Here is a 17,991-nt window from a genome sequence, read left to right on the forward strand (position 1 = left end):
AATCAGGAAGTCGGTGCGGTACGCAGTTTCTCGCTGCGACCGCGCAGCCACTCGAGGGTCAGCAGGAGCAGGACGGAGAAACCGATCAGCAGGGTCGCCGCGGCGGCGATGGTCGGGCTGAGGTTCTCGCGGATGCCGCTGAACATCTGGCGCGGCAGGGTGGCCTGCTCGGGGCCGGCGAGGAACAGGGTCACCACCACTTCATCGAAGGAGGTGGCGAAGGCGAACAGCGCGCCGGAGATCACGCCGGGAGCGATCAGCGGCAGGGTGACCTTGAAGAAGGTCAGTACCGGCGGCGCGCCCAGGCTGGCGGCAGCGCGCACCAGGTTGTAGTTGAAGCCCTGCAGGGTCGCCGACACGGTGATGATGACGAAGGGCACACCGAGCACCGCGTGGACGATGATCAGCGAGATGTAGCTGTTGCCCAGGCCCAGCGGCGCGAAGAACAGGTAGCTGGCGACACCGATGATCACCACCGGCACGACCATCGGCGAGATCACCAGGCTCATGATCAGCGCCTTGCCGCGGAAATCGCCGCGGGTCAGGCCGATCGACGCCAGGGTGCCGAAGACCATCGCCAGCACCGTAGCCGCCGGGGCGACGATGATGCTGTTGGTCAGCGCGCGCATCCACTCGGCGGAGTTGAAGAAGTCGGCGTACCAGCGCAGGGAGAAGCCCTGCAGCGGGTAGACCAGGAAGGTGCCGGAGTTGAACGACAGCGGCACGATGACCAGTACCGGCAGCACCAGGAACAGCAGGATCAGGCCGCAGAGGGTGCGCAGGGTGTAGAACCACAGGCGCTCGACGGGGGACATGTACGGGCTCAGCATCTTCTTGTTCTCCTCACATCAGCCCAGGCGCAGGCGGCTTGCGCCCACCAGCCAGCCGTAGATCACGTAGAGCACCAGGGTGGCGAACAGCAGCAGGCCGCCCAGGGCCGTGGCCATGCCCCAGTTGATGGTGGTGTTGGTGTAGAAGGCGACGAAGTAGCTGACCATCTGGTCGTTCGGGCTGCCCAGCAGGGCCGGGGTGATGTAGTAGCCGATCGACAGGATGAACACCAGCAGGCAACCGGCGCCGACACCGGCCACGGTCTGCGGGAAGTAGACCTTCCAGAAGCTGGTGAACGGATGGCAACCCAGCGAGATCGCGGCGCGCATGTAGCTGGGGGAGATGCCCTTCATCACGCTGTAGATCGGCAGGATCATGAACGGCAGCATGATGTGGACCATGGAGATGTACACGCCGGTGCGGTTGAACACCAGCTGCAGCGGCTGATCGATCAGGCCCATCTTGAGCAGCGCGCCGTTGATCAGGCCACCCGACTGCAACAGCACGATCCAGGCGGCGACGCGCACCAGGATCGAGGTCCAGAACGGCAGCAGCACCATGATCATCAGCAGGTTGGACTTGCGGGTCGGCAGGATCGCCAGCAGGTAGGCCAGCGGGTAGGCCAGCGCCAGGCAGATCAGGGTGATCACCGCGCCCATCCAGAAGGTGCGGGCGAAGATGTCCAGGTAGATCGACTGGTCGGGCGTGGCGCGGGCGATCTCGCCCAGGTCATCGATGCGGTGATCGAGCGCCGCCAGCAGGTAATACGGGGTGATGGAGCTGGCGTTGCGACGGATCGCCTGCCAGTAGGCCGGGTCGCCCCAGCGCTCATCCAGCGCTTCCATCGCGTCCTTGTACGACGCCGGCTGCTCCTTGAACGGCAGCGCGCGGGCGGTCTTGGACAGCAGGCTGCGGTAGCCGGCCAGCTCCATGTTCAGGCGCTTGGACAGGTCACCGATGGTCTGGTTCTTGCGCGCGGCGACCAGGTCTTCGCTCAGCGCCTTGTACACCTCGTCCGAGGGCAGCGACTTGCCGTCCCAGGCGGAGATGGCGTTGACGGTCAGCGGCATGGCACCGACGACCTCGGGGTTGTTCACGCTCTTGTAGAGCAGTGCCGCAATGGGCACGAGGAAGGTCAGCAGGAGGAAGACCAGCAGGGGCAGGACCAGCGCCTGCGACTTCAGGCGGTTCATCCGCTCCGCGCGCGCCAGGCGCTGCTTGAGGGTGGGGCCGGCGACCTCGTTCATCGACACAGCGGTGGCCATAGCGAACTCCGGTAAAACGGGCCGCCCGAGAGCGGCCAAGGTGTGGTGTCAGGAGGAGCCGCCGCGAGGGGGAGCGGCGGCTCCGGTCCGCCACGGTCCGGGCGACCGTGGCAGTCAGGGCGTGCTTACTTGGCGGCCCAGGCGTTGAAGCGCTGTTCCAGCTGCTCGCCGTAGTCAGCCCAGAAGGTCACGTCCATGCCCACCTGGTTCTCCATGTTTTCCGGAGTGGTCGGCATGTCCTTCAGCAGCTCCTTGCTCAGCAGCGGTACGGCGTTCTTGTTGACCGGGCCGTAGGCGATGTTCTCGGAGTAGGTCTTCTGCTGCTCGGGCTGAACCGAGAAGGCAATGAACTTCAGGCTCTCGTCGACCTTCTTGGCGCCCTTGGGGATGGCCCAGGCGTCGAAGTCGTAGATGCCGCCGTTCCAGACGATCTTCAGGTTGCTCTCTTTCTGCACGGCAGCGATGCGGCCGTTGTAGGCGGAGCTCATGACCACGTCACCGGAAGCGAGGTACTGCGGCGGCTGGGCGCCGGCTTCCCACCACTGGATGTTCGGCTTGATCTGGTCGAGTTTCTTGAAGGCGCGATCCTGGCCTTCTTTGGTGGCCAGCACCTTGTAGACGTCCTTCGGCGCGACGCCGTCGGCCATCAGGGCGAATTCCAGGGTGTACTTGGCGCCCTTGCGCAGGCCGCGCTTGCCTGGGAATTTGCTGGTGTCCCAGAAATCGGCCCAGCTGGTCGGTGCGGTCTTCAGCTTGTCGGCGTTGTAGGCCAGTACGGTGGACCAGACGAAGAAGCCGACGCCGCAGTTGCTCACGGCACCCGGAACGTAGTCTTCGGCCTTGCCGAGGATGGCCGGGTCGATGGTTTCGAACAGGCCTTCGTCACAGCCGCGCGCCAGTTCCGGCGACTCGACTTCCACCAGGTCCCAGGAGACGCTGTTGGTGTCGACCATGGCCTTCACCTTGGCCATCTCGCCGTTGTATTCGCCGGCGACGATCTTGTTGCCGGTGCTCTTTTCGTACGGGCCGTAGAACGCCTTCACCTGGGCGTTCTTGTTGGCGCCGCCGAAGGACACCACGGTCAGGTCGGTAGCGGCCATGGACTGGGCCGCGAAGGCCACGCCCAGAGTCAGCGCCGCGAGTTTGAGCCCCGATGCTTTCAAGGACTTCGTCATTATTGTTGTCTCCACAGTGTGCAGGTTTGTTTTTCTTGGAATGCGTCCGGGAGTGGCCGGGCCGCGCTGTTACGCCGCGGACAGCGGGTCGAGCGCGCGGACGTGCTCGACTTCCCAGCCCAGCGGTACCACGTCACCGACACTGAGCGCAGGATCGAGCTCGGCGATCGGCTGTTTCACGAAGAAATCGGTACGGCCGCAGACCTCTAGGCGAATGCGCACGTGGTCACCCAGGTAGATGAACTCGGCAACACGGCCGGAGAAGCGGTTCACGCAGTTTTCGCTGTGGCCGTTCAGGCGCACGCGCTCGGGGCGGATCGACAGGCTGACGGTGTCGCCGACGTTGCCGACGTTAACCGCCAGCGCCTCGACCTTCTCGCCACGGGCCAGGCCCACGGTGCAGCGCTCGCCATCGCGGGCCTGGAGCTGGCCGGCGATGCGGTTGTTCTCGCCGATGAAGTTGGCGACGAAGGAGTTGCGCGGGTGTTCGTAGAGCTCCGCCGGCGGGGCGATCTGCTGGATCTCGCCCTGGTGGAACACCGCCACGCGGTCGGACATGGTCAGGGCTTCGCCCTGGTCGTGGGTCACGTAGACCACGGTCACGCCCAGGCGCTGGTGGATGTGCTTGATCTCCATCTGCATGTGCTCGCGCAGCTGCTTGTCGAGCGCACCCAGGGGTTCGTCCATCAGCACCAGTTGCGGCTCGAACACCAGCGCGCGGGCCAGGGCCACACGCTGTTGCTGGCCACCGGAGAGCTGGGCGGGATAACGACCGGCGAAGGTATCGAGCTGGACCATCGACAGGGCGCGCTTCACGCGCTCGCTGACGTCGGTCTTGCTCATGCCGCGCACGGACAGCGGGAAGGCCAGGTTCTCGGCCACCGTCATGTGCGGGAACAGCGCATAGTTCTGGAACACCATGCCGATGTCGCGCTTGTGCGGGGGGACGTTGTTGATGGAGCGACCGGCCAGCTGGATTTCACCGGCGGTGGGGGTTTCGAAACCGGCCAGCATCATCAGGCTGGTGGTCTTGCCGGAACCGGACGGCCCCAGCAGCGTCAGGAATTCGCCTTTGCGAATGTCCAGATTGAGGTCCTTCACGATGAGGGATTCGCCGTCGTAGCTCTTCTGCACGCCACGGAAACTCACCAGCACATCGTTTGCCTGATTCTCGGCCATCACCGCACCTTTGTTTTTTTGTTAATGCCGTTGATCTCAAGCCTAGAGAAGCCAAGGCAGCACGCAAATCGGGCGGTATGAGAGATTGCTATAAGGCTTAGAGAGGATGCTTTGTAGGGATCGCCCTACAAAAAGTGGCCAACTGACATGCAGGGCCCGCGCTGGCGCGGCAGGCCCTGGCACGCTGGCTCAGCGCTTGGCCCAGGCCTGGAAGCGCTTCTCCAGGGCATCGCCGTGCGCGGTCCAGAACGCCACGTCCATGCCGACGGCGTGGGAAATGTTCTGCGGCGCCGTGGGCAGGTTGGCGGCCACGTCGGGCGCCAGCAGTTCCACTGCCTTGCGATTGGTCGGACCGTAGGCGATGTTCTCGGCGAAGGTCTTCTGCTGCTGCGGCTGGCTGGCGAAGTTGACGAACTGCTCGGCCAGCTCCTTCTTGAACACGCCCGAGGGCAGCGCCCAGAAGTCGAAGTCGTAGATGCCGCCGGCCCAGACCATGCGGAAGCCCTTCTGCTCACCCTGGGCGGCAGCGATGCGGCCGTTGTAGGCGGAGCTCATCACCACGGTGCCGTCGGCAAGATCGCGCACCGGGTCCTGGCCGGACTTCCACCAGTTGATGTTCGGCTTCAGCTCGTCGAGCTTGCGGAAGGCACGGTCAACGCCCTCATCGGTGGAAAGCACCTTGTAGACGTCCTTGGGCGCGACGCCGTCGGCCATCAGGGCGAATTCCAGGCTGTACTTCGCGCCCCAGCGCAGGCCGCGCTTGCCGGGGAATTTCTTCGTGTCCCAGAAATCCGCCCAGCTGCTCGGCGTGCCCTGCAGCTTGCTCTGGTTGTAGGCCAGCAGCGTGGTCCAGACGAAGATGCCGACGCCGCACGGTTGCACCGCGCCGGGAACGAAATCGGCGGTGTTGCCCAGGGTCTTGGGGTCGAGCTTCATGAACAGCCCTTCCTCGCAGCCGCGCGCGAGTTCCGGGGCCTCGACTTCCACCACGTCCCAGGACACATGGCTGATCTCCACCATGCGTTTGAGCTTGGCCAGATCGCCGTTGTAGGAGCCGTGGACGACGGCGTTGCCGGTCACTTCCTTGAACGGTTTGTAGAAGGCCGCCTCCTGGGCTTCCTTGTTGGCGCCACCGAAGGAAATCACCGTGACGTAATCCGCCAGCGCCGGCATCGCGGCACTCCCCAGCAGGCCGAACAGCAGCCCTCCCCTTACCGCTCGCAACATCTTCTTCTCCTTGTTATCACGACGTACTGCATGAAGCAGGCAATGATTCCCTGCTCCACGCCCGCTAGATAGACGGTTTGTTACAGAAATCGGACACGTCGCACAGAGTGAAGGGAAATTTCAGGGTGCCTGCTGTCGCAAATCAAATCGCCGGAGCGGGCCGGTCAGATGAGCTTGTGCTCCATCGCGTAGCGCACCAGGTCGGCCACCGAATTGGCGTTGAGCTTCTGCATCAGTCGCGCCTTGTGGGTGCTGATGGTCTTGCTGCTGACCGCCAGGTGCTGGGCGATCTCGTTGACGCCCTCGCCCTGCACCAGGCGTTCGAAGACGGAGAACTCGCGCTCGGAGAGCAGCGCATGGGGCGGCCGCGAATCGGTGAGGCCGACCTCGAAGACCATGCGGTCGGCGAGATCAGGGTCGATGTAGCGCCCGCCGCTGGCGACCTTACGGATCGCCGTGAGCAACAGTGCCGGGTCGCTGTCCTTGGTGGCGTAGCCTGCGGCGCCCACCTTCAGTGCACGGGCAACCATCTGCACCTCGTCGTGCATCGACAGCATCAGGATTGCCGGCGGGTTGTTCAGCGCGCGAATCCGCGGGATGGCTTCCAGGCCGTTGACGCCGGGCATGGAGATATCCAGCAGGACCACTTCGCAGGGCGTCTGGCGCAGGGTTTCGAGCAGCTGCTCGCCATTGGTGGCCTCGCCCACCACCTGCAGGTCCTTGGCCATGCCGATCAGTTGCTTGATGCCCTCGCGCACGATCGTATGGTCTTCCGCCACCAGCACTCGAATCACCGGCCTACTCCTGTTCGTTGTCGTTATGGTTCTTGTATTTCGACGTCCAGCGGCACGCGGATCGTCAGCGTCGCGCCCTCCCCGGGCTGGCTGTCGATCTGCAGGGTGCCGCCGAGCATCAGCACGCGCTCGCGCATCCCCACCAGGCCGAAGGACACACTCTGCCGTGAAGCATGCGGGTCGAAGCCGAGGCCGTCATCGCTGATGCGCAGGCACAGCTCCTCGCCCTCGACGCTCAGCTGCAGTTCCACAGTATGCGCCTGGGCGTGGCGCATCACGTTGGTCAGCGCCTCCTGGAGGATGCGGAACAGGCCGATGGCCTTGGCATCCGCCAGCTCCGGCGGGTTCTCCGGCACCTGCACCAGGCAGGGAATCTGCGTGCGCGACTCGAAGCGCCGCGCTTGCCATTCCACCGCCGAGCCGATGCCAGCATCGAGGATCGGCGGCCGCAATGCAGTGGCCACGTCGCGCACCAGTTGGAACAGCTGGGCGATCAGCCGCTTCATGTTGTCCAGGCGCTCGCGCAGCCCTGGGTCGGAATCGCCATAGGCCAGCTCGCACATCGAGGTTTCCAGCTTGAGCACCGTGAGCACCTGGCCCAGTTCATCGTGCACTTCGCGGGCGATGCGCGCCTTCTCCTCCTCCCGCACGCTCTCCAGATGCGCCGACAGCTCGCGCAGCTGCGCACGGGAATCCTGCAGCTCCAGCTCGATCAGCTTGTGCTCGGTGATGTCCCAGACCACACCGTCCCAGGCCGGGCGGCCGTCGTCCAGGGTGCGCACCGTGGCCTTGATGTCGACCCAGCGCGGTTCGTTGCTGCGGGTGAGGATGCGGCCCTGCCAGAGCCAGTTGCGATGCCCCTCGACGGCGTCCAGCTGGCTGGCCAGGTAGCTCTCGCGTTCGGACGGATGCACCAGGCCCATGATGCCCAGGCCGCTCTCGCGCAGGTAGCCGGGCGAGTAGCCCAGCGAGGTCTCGCTGCCGCCGGTGATGAAGCTGATGTAGGCGAAATCGGAGTCGTCGTCCGGCGCGTTGGGTTCCAGGCGGAACACCWGCCCCGGCACGTTGGCGGCGATGCCCTGCAGGCGCGCCTCGCTCTCTTCCAGCGCGGCGCGGGCGCGGCGGCGTTCGGTGACGTCGTTGATGAACACCAGCAGGTATTCCGAATCGCCGAAGCGCAGGAAGCTCAGCGACACGTCCGCCGGCAGCCATTGGCCGTCGGCGCGCAGGCACTGGGTCTCGAAGCTCAGCGGCGCCTCGTCGGCATTGCGCGCGCGACGCCAGAGGTTGAGCCAGCGGTCCATGCTCAACGTCGGTTCGAGGTCCGACAACGGGCGGTCGACCACCGCGCCCGGCGAGTAGCCGAGCATGTCCTCAGCGGCGCGGTTGGCATAGCGCACGTGGCTGTCCCAGTTGACCCAGAGGATGCCGACGGTGCTGCTGTCGATGGCGAACTGGGTCAGGCGCAGCGCCTGTTCCGCCGACTGGCGCAGTTCGATGTCGCGCCGCGCTGCCAGCAATCGTGATTCCAGCCCGCGTTGCTGGCGCCGCTGCAGCAACAGCGTGGCCACGGCGAACAACAGCAGCAGGCCGAGCAGGATGCAGAGGTTCTGCCAAAAGCCGGGCGAGGAACCCAGGCGCGGATAGGTCGGCTGCAGCCAGCGCTCATGCAACTGGTCGAGGTCCTTGGCCGGCACCGCGCGCAACGCCGCGTCGATGATCCCGGCCAGCTCTGGCAGGCTGCGGCGGGTAGCCACGCGCAGCAGTTGCGGGTAGCCGATGTCGGCGACGACCCACAGGCCGGTGAACTCGGTTTCGCGGGTCAGGCGCGCCAGCTGGGCCTCATCGATCACCGCGTAATTGGCCTCGCGGCCGAGCACCTTGCGCAGCACTTCGCGGTCGCTGTCGACGATCTGCAGGGTCAGCCCCGAATAGGTGCTGCGCAGGTAATCCACCACCGAGCCGGGCCCACGCACCGAAACGGTTTCGGCGCTGCCGAGGCTGTCCAGCTCGACCGAAGTCCCGCTGCGACGGTCGCCCACCACCAGACGCGGCACGCGCAGGTAGGGGTCGGAGAACAGCCAGTCGCGCAGGGTCGAAGGCGTCTGGCTGACACCGGGGGCAAGGTCAATCTCACCGGCGCGCACCGCGCGCTCCAGGGCCGCCTGATCCGGATAGGTGTGCCATTCCAGGCTCACCTGCATGGCCTTGGCCAGCCACTCCAGCAACTCGACGTTGGCCCCGGAAAGCTGCTGCAGGCGGCGGTCCTGCTGTACATACGGAGCCTCCAGCACGGCGCCGACGTGCAGTTGCGGGTGCCCGGCGAGCCAGGCGCGCTGGGCATCATCCAGCGCCAGCGGCGGCGTGGCGGATTCCGCCATGGCCAGCAACGGCAGGCAGCACAGCCAGGCCAGACAGGCTTTCCAGAACAGTCGACTCATGCCCACAACACCATGGATTTCACTCGGGTCAAAGCAGATGGCCGGCATACCTTACAGCAAGCTCGGTTGAACCCGGCATGCCCCTCGCCTGACAAAGCAGATACAAGCCGCTAGGCTGGCCGCACTCGCAACCGCCGCTTGCTGCCCGCCAGGACAGGGATATCACCGATGCCGCATTCGCTCCGCCCCACGCTGCTCGCCCTCAGCCTGTCACTCGCCGTCGCTCCGCTGGGCGCTGCTCAGGCCGAAGATGCCAAGCCCGCCGCCACCGACAAGCCGGCAGCCGCCCCCGTAGTACGGCCCAACGTGACCGAGCGCAGCCAGAACGATTCCAGCGGCCTGGAGCGGCAGTTGCCCGAAGGCGAACAGCAGACGCTGAAAGCCGGCGACGAGACTTTCCTCGCCCTCTGGCTGCCCGCCAACACCGCCGACGCCCAGGGCGCGGTGATCCTGATTCCCGGCGATGGCGAGAGCCCCGACTGGCCGGTGGCGATCGGCCCGCTGCGGCGCAAGCTGCCGGACGCCGGTTGGCAGACGCTGGCGGTCAGCCTGCCCGACCCGCAGAGCACAGCGCCGATGCCGCGACCGAAGGAATCGCCGGACAAGGCCAGCGCCGACACCGACGCCACCGCCGCGGACAGCGCCAGCAAGCCGGAAGTCAAAGGCAGCGCGGGTACCGCCACACCGACGCCGGAAAGCACCGCCGAAACCGGCAGCGCCGAGCCGGCCCAGGCCAGCGCGGAAACCCCGCCGCCGCCCAGCGACCCGGTCGAACTGCGCAAGGCCCACGCCGAGCGCGTGCTGGCACGCATCCAGGCGGCCGTCGAACTGGCCCAGCAGCACAAGGCGAAATCCATTGTCCTGCTCGGCCACGGCACCGGTGCCTACTGGGCGACCCGTTACCTGGGCGAACGCACGCCGGCGGAGATCAAGAACCTGCTGCTGGTGGCGCCGGAAATGCCGCGCGACTTCAAGCCGTCGCTGGACGAGACCGTGCCGCTGTTGAACCTCGCCACCGGCGACTTCTATTACAAGGACAAGACGCCCGACATCGCCGCGGCAAAGCTGCGCCTGCAGGCCAGCAAGCGGCAGAAGGCGCCGAACTACGTGCAGATCGGCATGAACGCCCTGCCCGCCGATCCGGACACCGAGCAGGACCAGCTCTATCGCCGGGTTCGCGGCTGGCTGTCGATGCACCTGGAACCGATCGAGCAGCCCTGATCTAGCGGAAGCCCTTGCGCTGCCGCACCAGCAGGTAGGCGGCCTGGATTTCGCGGGTCTTGCCGGTCGCCGCGGCGATACGCTCGGGACTGGCGCCCTGGCCTTCGAGTTTGTCGGGATGGTTCTGGCTGATCAGCTTGCGATAGGCGCGCTTGATCTCCTCCGGCTCGCTTTCCGCCGTCACGCCCAGCAGGCGCAGCGCTGCACTGTAGGACTCGCGGGGAGTCGCCGGCGGCTTCGGCGGTTCAGCGCCGGCCGCAAGCGCCAGCACCTTGGAACGCGACAGCCCCAGCGCATCGCCCCACTGCAACAGCAGAGTCTTCTGCCCTGAGATCGGCGGACCACCGGCCCAGGCCATGCGCCAACACGCCTGAATCAGGCCTTCGGCGGTGGCTTCCTGGCCATTGCGCTGGCGCAGGCCGACATCCAGCAATTCGCCGCCCACCTTGCCGCGACCGAAGGCATCGATGGCCTGGCGACGCGCCTTGTCATCCAGTTGCAGGCGCGCCATTTCGGCACGGGCCTGCTGGATGTGCGCATCGACCACCCGGCCACGACTCTTGGCCAGCCGGCCGAGCAGCAGGAACAGCAACTCCTGGTCGCCGACCTGGGGGCCGCCACGCAGTTGCTCCAGCAAGCCACGCCAGGTGCGCTTCTTCAGGCGGCGGTCGAGCACCTGGCCGAGCAGCGCACCGAGCATGGCGCCCGGAATGCTCGCCAGCGCCCAGCCAGCGATGACACCTACCAGGGTACCCGGCCAGAACACTTCAGCCCTCCGCCAGTTGGCGTTCGACTTCCGCCAGGCGCTCGTGGGTACCGACGTCGATCCAGCGACCACGATGGTGCACACCGCTCACGCGACCAGCCGCCATCGCTTGGCGCAGTAAGGGCGCCAGCTTGAAGGCGCCGGGCTCGCAACCGTCGAACAGCTCGGGGCGGAGGATGGCGATGCCGCTGTAGGTCAGGCTTGGCTCGCCTTCGCGGTAATCGCTGATACGGCCTTCACTCAGGCAGAAATCACCACGGGTGTGGTGCCCAGGGTTGTCCACCAGCACCAGGTGCACGAGGTCGCCCTCGGCCAGCGCGCCGTGCAGGCTCGCGTAGTCGAAGTCGGTCCAGATGTCGCCGTTGGCGATGACGAAGGCACCGTCGCCCAGCAATGGCAGCGCCTTGAAGATGCCGCCGCCGGTTTCCAGCGGCTCGCCTTCGGGCGAATAACGGATGCTCACGCCGAAAGCCGAGCCGTCGCCCAGGTGGTCCTCGATCTGCTGGCCGAGCCAGGCGTGATTGATCACCAATTGATCGAATCCGGCCCGGCGCAGCGCCTGCAGCTGGTACTCGATCAGCGGCACGCCACCAGCGCGCACCAGCGGCTTGGGCGTGTGCAAGGTCAGCGGGCGCAGGCGTTCGCCCTTGCCCGCGGCGAGGATCATGGCCTTCATGCGGGATGCGTCTCGTCTTTGGGCAGGCTGGCCAGCAGCGCAGCGAGGTCGGCCAGTTCCGGGCGGCGCGCGATGACGCTTTCCAGGTAGCGGAAGAAGCGCGGCACGTCGCCCAGGTAACGCGGCTTACCGTCACGATGGCAGATGCGCGCAAAGATGCCGATCACCTTCAGGTGGCGCTGGGCGCCCATCAGGTCGCTGGCGCGGAAGAATGCCTCGAAGCTGTCCGGCAGCGGAATGCCGGCGGCCTGGGCCTTGCGCCAGTAGCGCGACAGGCCGTCGTGCACACGCGGCTCGGGCCAGCTGAGGAATGCATCCTTATATAGACAGGTGACGTCGTAGCTCACCGGACCGTAGACCGCGTCCTGAAAATCCAGGATGCCGGGGTTCGGCTCGCTGAGCATCAGGTTGCGCGGCATGTAGTCGCGGTGCACGAACACCCGCGGCTGATCCAGCGCGCTCTGCACCAGCAGGTCGCAGGTGCGTTCCCAGAGCGCCAGTTGCTCGCCCTCCAGGGTCACGCCCAGCTGGCGCTGCAGGTACCAGTCGGGGAACAGCTGCAGCTCGCGGCGCAGCAGGGCCTCATCGTAGGCCGGCAGGCGCTCGGCGACATCCACCTGCTGGAAGGCCACCAGGGCGTCGAGAGCATCCTCGAACAGCTCTTCGGCGTTTTGCGCAGTGAGCACATCGAGGTAGGTCTGGCGACCCAGGTCATCGAGCAGCAGGAAGCCCTGCTCGACATCCTCGGCGAGAATCTTCGGCACGTGCACACCGGCCTCGGCGAGCAGGCCGGCGACCTTGATGAAGGGCCGGCAGTCTTCCTGGGGCGGCGGCGCATCCATCACGATCAGGCTGCGGCCATCGCCCTGCCAACGGAAATAACGGCGGAAACTGGCGTCGCTGCTGGCCGCAGTCAGGCTGGCCTTGGGCACGGAGCCCCAGCCTTGCGCGTTGAACACAGCGGGCAAACTCAAGTCCAACCAGCGGATCATCTGCTGGTAACGGGCATCCTGTGACATCTTTATGGGTTCTCCACGGCCCTAGCCGTTGCGCGGGTCATGCTTTATTATCCAGCATCTTTTTGAGCCCATCGAGAGGCGTGCGGCCTACTTTGGGCCGATGGCTCGCAGGAAGCCCGGATTAACAAGATGGCAGTGAATTTCCCCGTGTTCCGTAGAAAATTCCCCTTACTGGTGACCGGTGGCCTGCTGGCTATCCAGCCGCTCGCCACTGTGACCGCGGCACCCGGCGAGCAGTTCGCCTGCCAGCCTTCCGCGTCCGGCGCCTGGGATTGCTCCTCGCAGAGCGCCGCAGCCGTCGCTCCGCGCCCGCAGCATGGTGCGACCTCCGTCAGCGCCGGTGGCGCTGCCGCCAGCAGCGCGAAGTCCTCCGATGGCTCGACCAGCACTTCGACTTCGGCTGAAGAGCCCAAGCAACTGGTGACCCAGTCCGGCGGCCGTGGCCTGAAGTCGCGCAGCAGCGACTACAGCCACCTCGACTGGATCCCCCGCGACAAGCTGAGCGCCGCGCAACTGGCGGAAATCGGCCCGTACTGTGGCGGCGAATACGTCGAGCCGGTACGCCCGGGCATGAACGACAAGACGCCGAACGACGAGGCTCCGACCTACGTCTCGGCGAAGGTGTCGCGTTACGAGCAGGAAAAGCAGATCGCGACCCTCGCGGGTAACGTGGTCCTGCGCCAGGGCAGCATGCAGGTGGAGGCCGACGAGGCCAACCTGCACCAGGCCGAGAACCGCGGCGAGCTGGTCGGCAACGTCAAGCTGCGCGACAACGGCGCGCTGATCGTCGGCGACCACGCCGAACTGCAACTGGACAACGGCGCGGCGAAGATCGACAACGCCGAGTACGTCATGCACCAGGCGCAGGTCCGCGGCAGTGCGCTGTACGCCAAGCGCCAGGAAGACGCGATCATCCAGCTCAAGGATGGCACCTACACCCGTTGCGAACCCAGCAGCAACGCCTGGGTCCTGAAGGGCAACAACATCAAGCTGAACCCGGCCACCGGCTTCGGCACCGCGACCAACGCGACCCTGCGGGTGAAGGACATTCCGGTCTTCTACACCCCGTACATCTATTTCCCGATCGACAACCGTCGTCAGTCCGGCTTCCTGGCACCGTCCTTCGCGACCTCGACCGATACCGGCTTCACGCTGACCACGCCGTACTACTTCAACCTGGCGCCCAACTACGACGCCACGTTGTACCCGCACTACATGGTCAAGCGCGGACTGCTGATGGAAGGCGAGTTCCGCTACCTGACCCACAGCAGCGAAGGCCAGGTCACCGCCGCCTACCTGAACGACAAGAACGACGACCGCGAAGACTTCCCGCAGTACACCGACACCCGTTGGCTGTATGGCTGGAAGAACACCAGCGGCCTGGATTCCCGCTGGCTGGCGCAGGTGGACTACACCCGCATCAGCGACCCGTACTACTTCCAGGACCTGGATACCTCGCTGGGTATCGGCTCGCCGACCTACGTCAACCAGCAGGGCGTCCTGACCTATCGCGGCGACAGCTACACCGCCCGCCTGAACGCGCAGTCCTACCAGTTGGCGACCGTGACCGACGTCACTCCGTACAACCGCCTGCCGCAGCTCACCCTGGACGGCAAGCTGCCGTTCAATCCGGGCGGTCTGGACTTCACCTACAGCACCGAAGCCGTGCGCTTCGATCGCGACTTGGATGACGGCTTCTACCGCATCGACATCGACAACCCGACGCTCTACCCGCGTCCGGATACCAACATCCAGGGCCTGGCTCGCGCGACTGGCGACCGCTTCCACGCCGAGCCGGGCATCAGCCTGCCGATGAACCGCAGCTGGGGCTTCATGACCCCAACCGTCAAGGCCATGTACACCAAGTACGATCTGGATCTTGATGGGCAGGGCAAGCAATACATCGCCAACAATCAGCCTTGGCTGAACTACGACAGCAGCCCGGACCGTTCGCTGGGCCTGGCCAAGCTCGATAGCGGGCTGTACTTCGACCGCGACACCAGCTTCGGCGGCACCAAGTTCCGCCAGACCCTGGAACCGCGCGCGATGTACCTCTACGTGCCGTACAAGAACCAGGACAACCTGCCGACCTTCGACACCGGCGAATTCACCTTCAGCTACGACTCGCTGTGGCGTGAAAACCGTTTCACCGGCCGCGACCGCATCGGCGACGCCAACCAGCTGTCTCTCGGACTGGGTTCGCGCTTCATCGAAGACGATGGTTTCGAACGCGCCTACATCGCCGCCGGCCAGATCTACTACTTCAGCGACCGCCGCGTGCAACTGCCCGGCCTGACCGAGGACGACCTGCGTGCCAGCGGCGCGAAGAACCCGGACGCCGACACCTGGCGCTCGCCCTACGCCCTCACCGGCATCTATCGCTTCAACCACGATTGGTACGCCAGCTCCGACTACAACTGGAACCCGAACACGCACCACACCGACAACGGCAACCTGATGTTCCATTATCAGCCTGAAGCCGACCCACGCAAGGTGCTGAACGCCGGCTACCGCTACCGCGCGGACAGCAAGCGTTTCAACCCGAACACCGGGCAGTTCGAGTACGGCAGCGACGAGTACAAGATCGAACAGCATGACCTGTCGTTCATGTGGCCGGTCCTGCCGCAGTGGGCCGCCATTGGCCGCTGGCAGTACGACTACAACCAGAGCCGCACGCTGGAAGCCTTCGGTGGCTTCGAGTACGACAGTTGCTGCTGGAAGCTGCGCCTGATCAATCGCTACTGGGTCGACTACGACGACGAGCAGTTCGTGACCTCGACGTCCAAGTCCGACCACGGTGTATTCCTTCAAATCATCTTGAAAGGCCTTGGCGGCGTGGTTGGCAACCAGGTGGAAGGCTTCCTCGACCAAGGTATCCAGGGTTATCGTCAACGTGAAGACAATGCTATGTAAGGCCCTGCGCCCGCTGATGCTGGGCGCGCTGTTGGCAAGTTCCGTCGCGCACGCCGAAGTGGTTCCGCTGGACCGTGTGGTCGCCATCGTCGACAACGACGTGGTGATGCAGAGCCAGCTAGACCAGCGCCTGCGTGAAGTCCGTGCAACCATCCAGAAGCGCGGCGCGCCGCTGCCGCCCGAGCATGTGCTGGACCAGCAGGTGCTCGAGCGCCTGATCATCGAGAACATTCAGCTGCAGATCGGTGACCGCTCCGGCGTTCGCATCACCGACGAGGAGCTGAACCAGGCCATGGGCACCATTGCCCAGCGCAACAACATGAGCCTGGACCAGTTCCGCGCCGCCCTTTCCCACGATGGCCTGTCCTATGACGAAGCCCGTGAGCAGGTGCGCCGTGAGATGATCATCAGCCGCGTGCGTCAGCGCCGCGTGGCCGAGCGCATCCAGGTCAGCGAGCAGGAAGTGCAGAACTTCCTGGCCTCCGACCTGGGCAAGATCCAGCTCTCCGAAGAGTACCGCCTGGCCAACATCCTGATCCCGGTACCCGACAGCGCCTCGCCGGAAACCGTGCAGGCCGCGGCGCGCCAGGCCCAGGAAATGTACCAGCAGCTCAAGCAGGGTGCTGACTTCGGCCAGTTGGCGGTGTCCCGCTCGGCCGGCGACAACGCCCTGGAAGGCGGCGAGATCGGCTGGCGCAAGGCCGCCCAGCTGCCTTCGCCGTTCGACGGCATGGTCGGCAGCCTGGCCGTGGGCGACGTGACCGAGCCGGTCCGCACCCCGGGCGGCTTCATCATCATCAAGCTGGAGGAGAAGCGCGGCGGCAGCAAGATGCTGCGTGACGAAGTCCACGTTCGCCACATCCTGCTCAAGCCGAGCGAGATCCGCAGCGAGGAAGAGACCCAGCGTCTGGCCGAGAAGCTCTACGAGCGCATCCAGGCTGGCGAGAGCTTCGCCGATCTGGCGAAGAAATTCTCCGAAGACCCGGGCTCCAAGCTCAACGGCGGCGACCTCAACTGGGTCGACCCGGAGTCTCTGGTGCCGGAATTCCGCGAGGTGATGAACAACGCGCCGCAAGGCCAGGTCACCAAGCCGTTCCGCTCGCCGTTCGGCTGGCACGTGCTGGAAGTCCTCGGCCGTCGCGCCACCGACAGCAGCGACAAGTTCCGCGAGCAACAAGCTGCCCAGACCCTCCGCGCACGCAAGTACGATGAGGAACTGCAGGCCTGGCTGCGCCAGATTCGCGACGAAGCCTACGTCGAGATCAAGCAGTAAGCAGCGCGAGTCGCTCATGAAAGAAACCCGGCCCAGGCCGGGTTTCTTTTTGCCCGCGGAAAGCTTCATGGAGCAGAAGGCTTCGTGGAAGCGGGGCTTCGTCGTAGAGTAGGCCCATCCGCTGCATCTTCTTATTCGAGAGCCCCTGATGAGCACCTCCCACCTGTTCGCCCTGACCCCCGGCGAGCCCGCCGGCATCGGTCCCGATCTCTGCCTGCTGCTGTCCCGCGAAGCGCAACCGCACCCGCTGGTCGCCGTCGCCAGCCGCCAGCTACTGGCAGAGCGCGCCGCCCTGCTCGGGCTGAACATCGACCTGCAGGAAGTCGGCCCCGGCCACTGGCCGAGCGCCGCCGCGCCGGCCGGCACCCTGTACGTCTGGGACACTCCGCTGGCCGCGCCAGTCGAGCCCGGCAAGCTGAACCAGGCCAACGCCGCCTATGTGCTGGAAACCCTGACCCGCGCCGGCCAGGGCTGCCTCGAAGGGCACTTCGCCGGGATGATCACCGCACCGGTGCACAAGGGCGTGATCAACGAAGCCGGCATCGCTTTCTCCGGCCATACCGAATTCCTTGCCGACCTGACCTCCACCGCCCAGGTGGTGATGATGCTCGCGACCCGTGGCCTGCGCGTGGCGCTGGTGACCACCCACCTGCCACTGCGAGAGATCGCCGATGCCATCACCTCGGTACGCCTGGAACGCGTCACCCGTATCCTGCACGCCGACCTGCGCGACAAGTTCGGTCTGGCCAATCCGCGCATCCTCGTCTGCGGCCTCAACCCCCACGCGGGCGAAGGCGGCCACCTCGGCCACGAAGAAATCGACGTGATCGAGCCGACCCTGGAGCTCCTGCGCACCGAGGGCATGCAGCTGATCGGCCCGCTACCGGCCGACACCCTGTTCACCCCCAAGCACCTGGAGCACTGCGATGCCGTGCTGGCCATGTACCACGACCAGGGCCTGCCGGTGCTCAAGTACAAGGGATTCGGCGCGGCGGTCAACGTGACCCTCGGCCTGCCGATCATCCGCACCTCGGTGGACCACGGCACCGCGCTGGACCTCGCCGGCACCGGTCGGATCGACAGTGGCAGCCTGCAGGTGGCCCTGGAAACCGCCTATCAAATGGCAGCCGCCGCTGCCAGCCGGTAGCGGCAAGCAACAAGCGGCAAGCGGTGTCAGCTGGTAAACTTTCGCCCTTTGAACATCGCTTTGG

Annotated in this window: 14 protein-coding genes; 4 read left to right on the forward strand and 10 right to left on the reverse strand. The window is 65.7% G+C overall.

Annotated features, from left to right (window positions below):
* Positions 1 to 2 precede the first annotated feature (2 nt).
* From QO207_RS09075 to QO207_RS09105, 7 genes are all read right to left on the reverse strand, one after another.
* On the reverse strand, positions 3 to 830 hold the full coding sequence (locus QO207_RS09075) for an ABC transporter permease (protein ID WP_301532128.1): 828 nt from the start codon (positions 828 to 830) through the stop codon (positions 3 to 5).
* Positions 831 to 848: 18 nt separating this feature from the next.
* A complete protein-coding gene (locus QO207_RS09080; protein WP_301532129.1) occupies positions 849 to 2,096 on the reverse strand; it encodes an ABC transporter permease in 1,248 nt (415 codons plus the stop codon).
* A 125-nt stretch (positions 2,097 to 2,221) separates the two neighbouring features.
* Positions 2,222 to 3,271, reverse strand: a complete 1,050-nt coding sequence (locus tag QO207_RS09085) for an ABC transporter substrate-binding protein (protein ID WP_301532130.1) — start codon at positions 3,269 to 3,271, stop codon at positions 2,222 to 2,224.
* Between the two features lie 69 nt (positions 3,272 to 3,340).
* Positions 3,341 to 4,450: an ABC transporter ATP-binding protein gene (locus QO207_RS09090; RefSeq protein WP_301532131.1), complete on the reverse strand. Its 1,110-nt coding sequence runs from the start codon at positions 4,448 to 4,450 to the stop codon at positions 3,341 to 3,343.
* A gap of 189 nt (positions 4,451 to 4,639) precedes the next feature.
* A complete protein-coding gene (locus QO207_RS09095; RefSeq protein WP_301532132.1) occupies positions 4,640 to 5,677 on the reverse strand; it encodes an ABC transporter substrate-binding protein in 1,038 nt (345 codons plus the stop codon).
* 164 nt (positions 5,678 to 5,841) lie between these two features.
* The gene (locus tag QO207_RS09100) at positions 5,842 to 6,471 is read right to left on the reverse strand and encodes a response regulator transcription factor (protein ID WP_301532133.1); all 630 of its coding nucleotides are present in this window, start codon (positions 6,469 to 6,471) and stop codon (positions 5,842 to 5,844) included.
* Positions 6,472 to 6,494: 23 nt separating this feature from the next.
* A complete protein-coding gene (locus QO207_RS09105) occupies positions 6,495 to 8,852 on the reverse strand; it encodes a transporter substrate-binding domain-containing protein (protein ID WP_301532354.1) in 2,358 nt (785 codons plus the stop codon).
* Positions 8,853 to 9,053: 201 nt separating this feature from the next.
* Between QO207_RS09105 and QO207_RS09110 the strand changes: the two genes are divergently transcribed.
* Positions 9,054 to 10,133 carry an alpha/beta hydrolase family protein gene (locus QO207_RS09110; RefSeq protein ID WP_301532355.1) on the forward strand — a complete coding sequence of 360 codons (1,080 nt, stop codon included), beginning with the start codon at positions 9,054 to 9,056 and terminating at the stop codon, positions 10,131 to 10,133.
* A gap of 1 nt (position 10,134) precedes the next feature.
* On the opposite strand, the gene QO207_RS09115 is transcribed toward QO207_RS09110, so the two are convergent.
* The 3 genes from QO207_RS09115 to QO207_RS09125 are packed head-to-tail and all read right to left on the reverse strand — an operon-like array spanning position 10,135 to position 12,594.
* On the reverse strand, positions 10,135 to 10,899 hold the full coding sequence (locus QO207_RS09115; RefSeq protein ID WP_301532134.1) for a DnaJ domain-containing protein: 765 nt from the start codon (positions 10,897 to 10,899) through the stop codon (positions 10,135 to 10,137).
* Between the two features lies 1 nt (position 10,900).
* Positions 10,901 to 11,575: an N-acetylmuramate alpha-1-phosphate uridylyltransferase MurU gene (gene murU / locus QO207_RS09120; protein ID WP_301532135.1), complete on the reverse strand. Its 675-nt coding sequence runs from the start codon at positions 11,573 to 11,575 to the stop codon at positions 10,901 to 10,903.
* A complete protein-coding gene (locus tag QO207_RS09125) occupies positions 11,572 to 12,594 on the reverse strand; it encodes an aminoglycoside phosphotransferase family protein (RefSeq protein ID WP_301532136.1) in 1,023 nt (340 codons plus the stop codon). Before QO207_RS09125 ends, murU begins: the two co-directional genes overlap by 4 nt.
* Before the next feature lie 129 nt (positions 12,595 to 12,723).
* Here QO207_RS09125 and QO207_RS09130 point away from each other — a divergent pair, with 129 nt between their 5' ends.
* The 3 genes from QO207_RS09130 to pdxA all read left to right on the forward strand — a co-directional run bounded on the left by QO207_RS09130 (position 12,724) and on the right by pdxA (position 17,927).
* Positions 12,724 to 15,507, forward strand: a complete 2,784-nt coding sequence (locus QO207_RS09130) for an LPS-assembly protein LptD (protein ID WP_301532137.1) — start codon at positions 12,724 to 12,726, stop codon at positions 15,505 to 15,507.
* Entirely contained in the window at positions 15,488 to 16,780 is a 1,293-nt protein-coding gene (locus tag QO207_RS09135; RefSeq protein WP_301532138.1) for a peptidylprolyl isomerase, read from the forward strand. The genes QO207_RS09130 and QO207_RS09135 overlap by 20 nt, the downstream gene beginning before the upstream one ends.
* Positions 16,781 to 16,928: 148 nt before the next feature.
* The gene (pdxA, locus tag QO207_RS09140) at positions 16,929 to 17,927 is read left to right on the forward strand and encodes a 4-hydroxythreonine-4-phosphate dehydrogenase PdxA (RefSeq protein WP_301532139.1); all 999 of its coding nucleotides are present in this window, start codon (positions 16,929 to 16,931) and stop codon (positions 17,925 to 17,927) included.
* Positions 17,928 to 17,991 lie beyond the last annotated feature (64 nt).

The sequence above is a fragment of the Pseudomonas sp. CAN1 genome (genome assembly GCF_030462585.1).
Taxonomy (GTDB): domain Bacteria; phylum Pseudomonadota; class Gammaproteobacteria; order Pseudomonadales; family Pseudomonadaceae; genus Pseudomonas.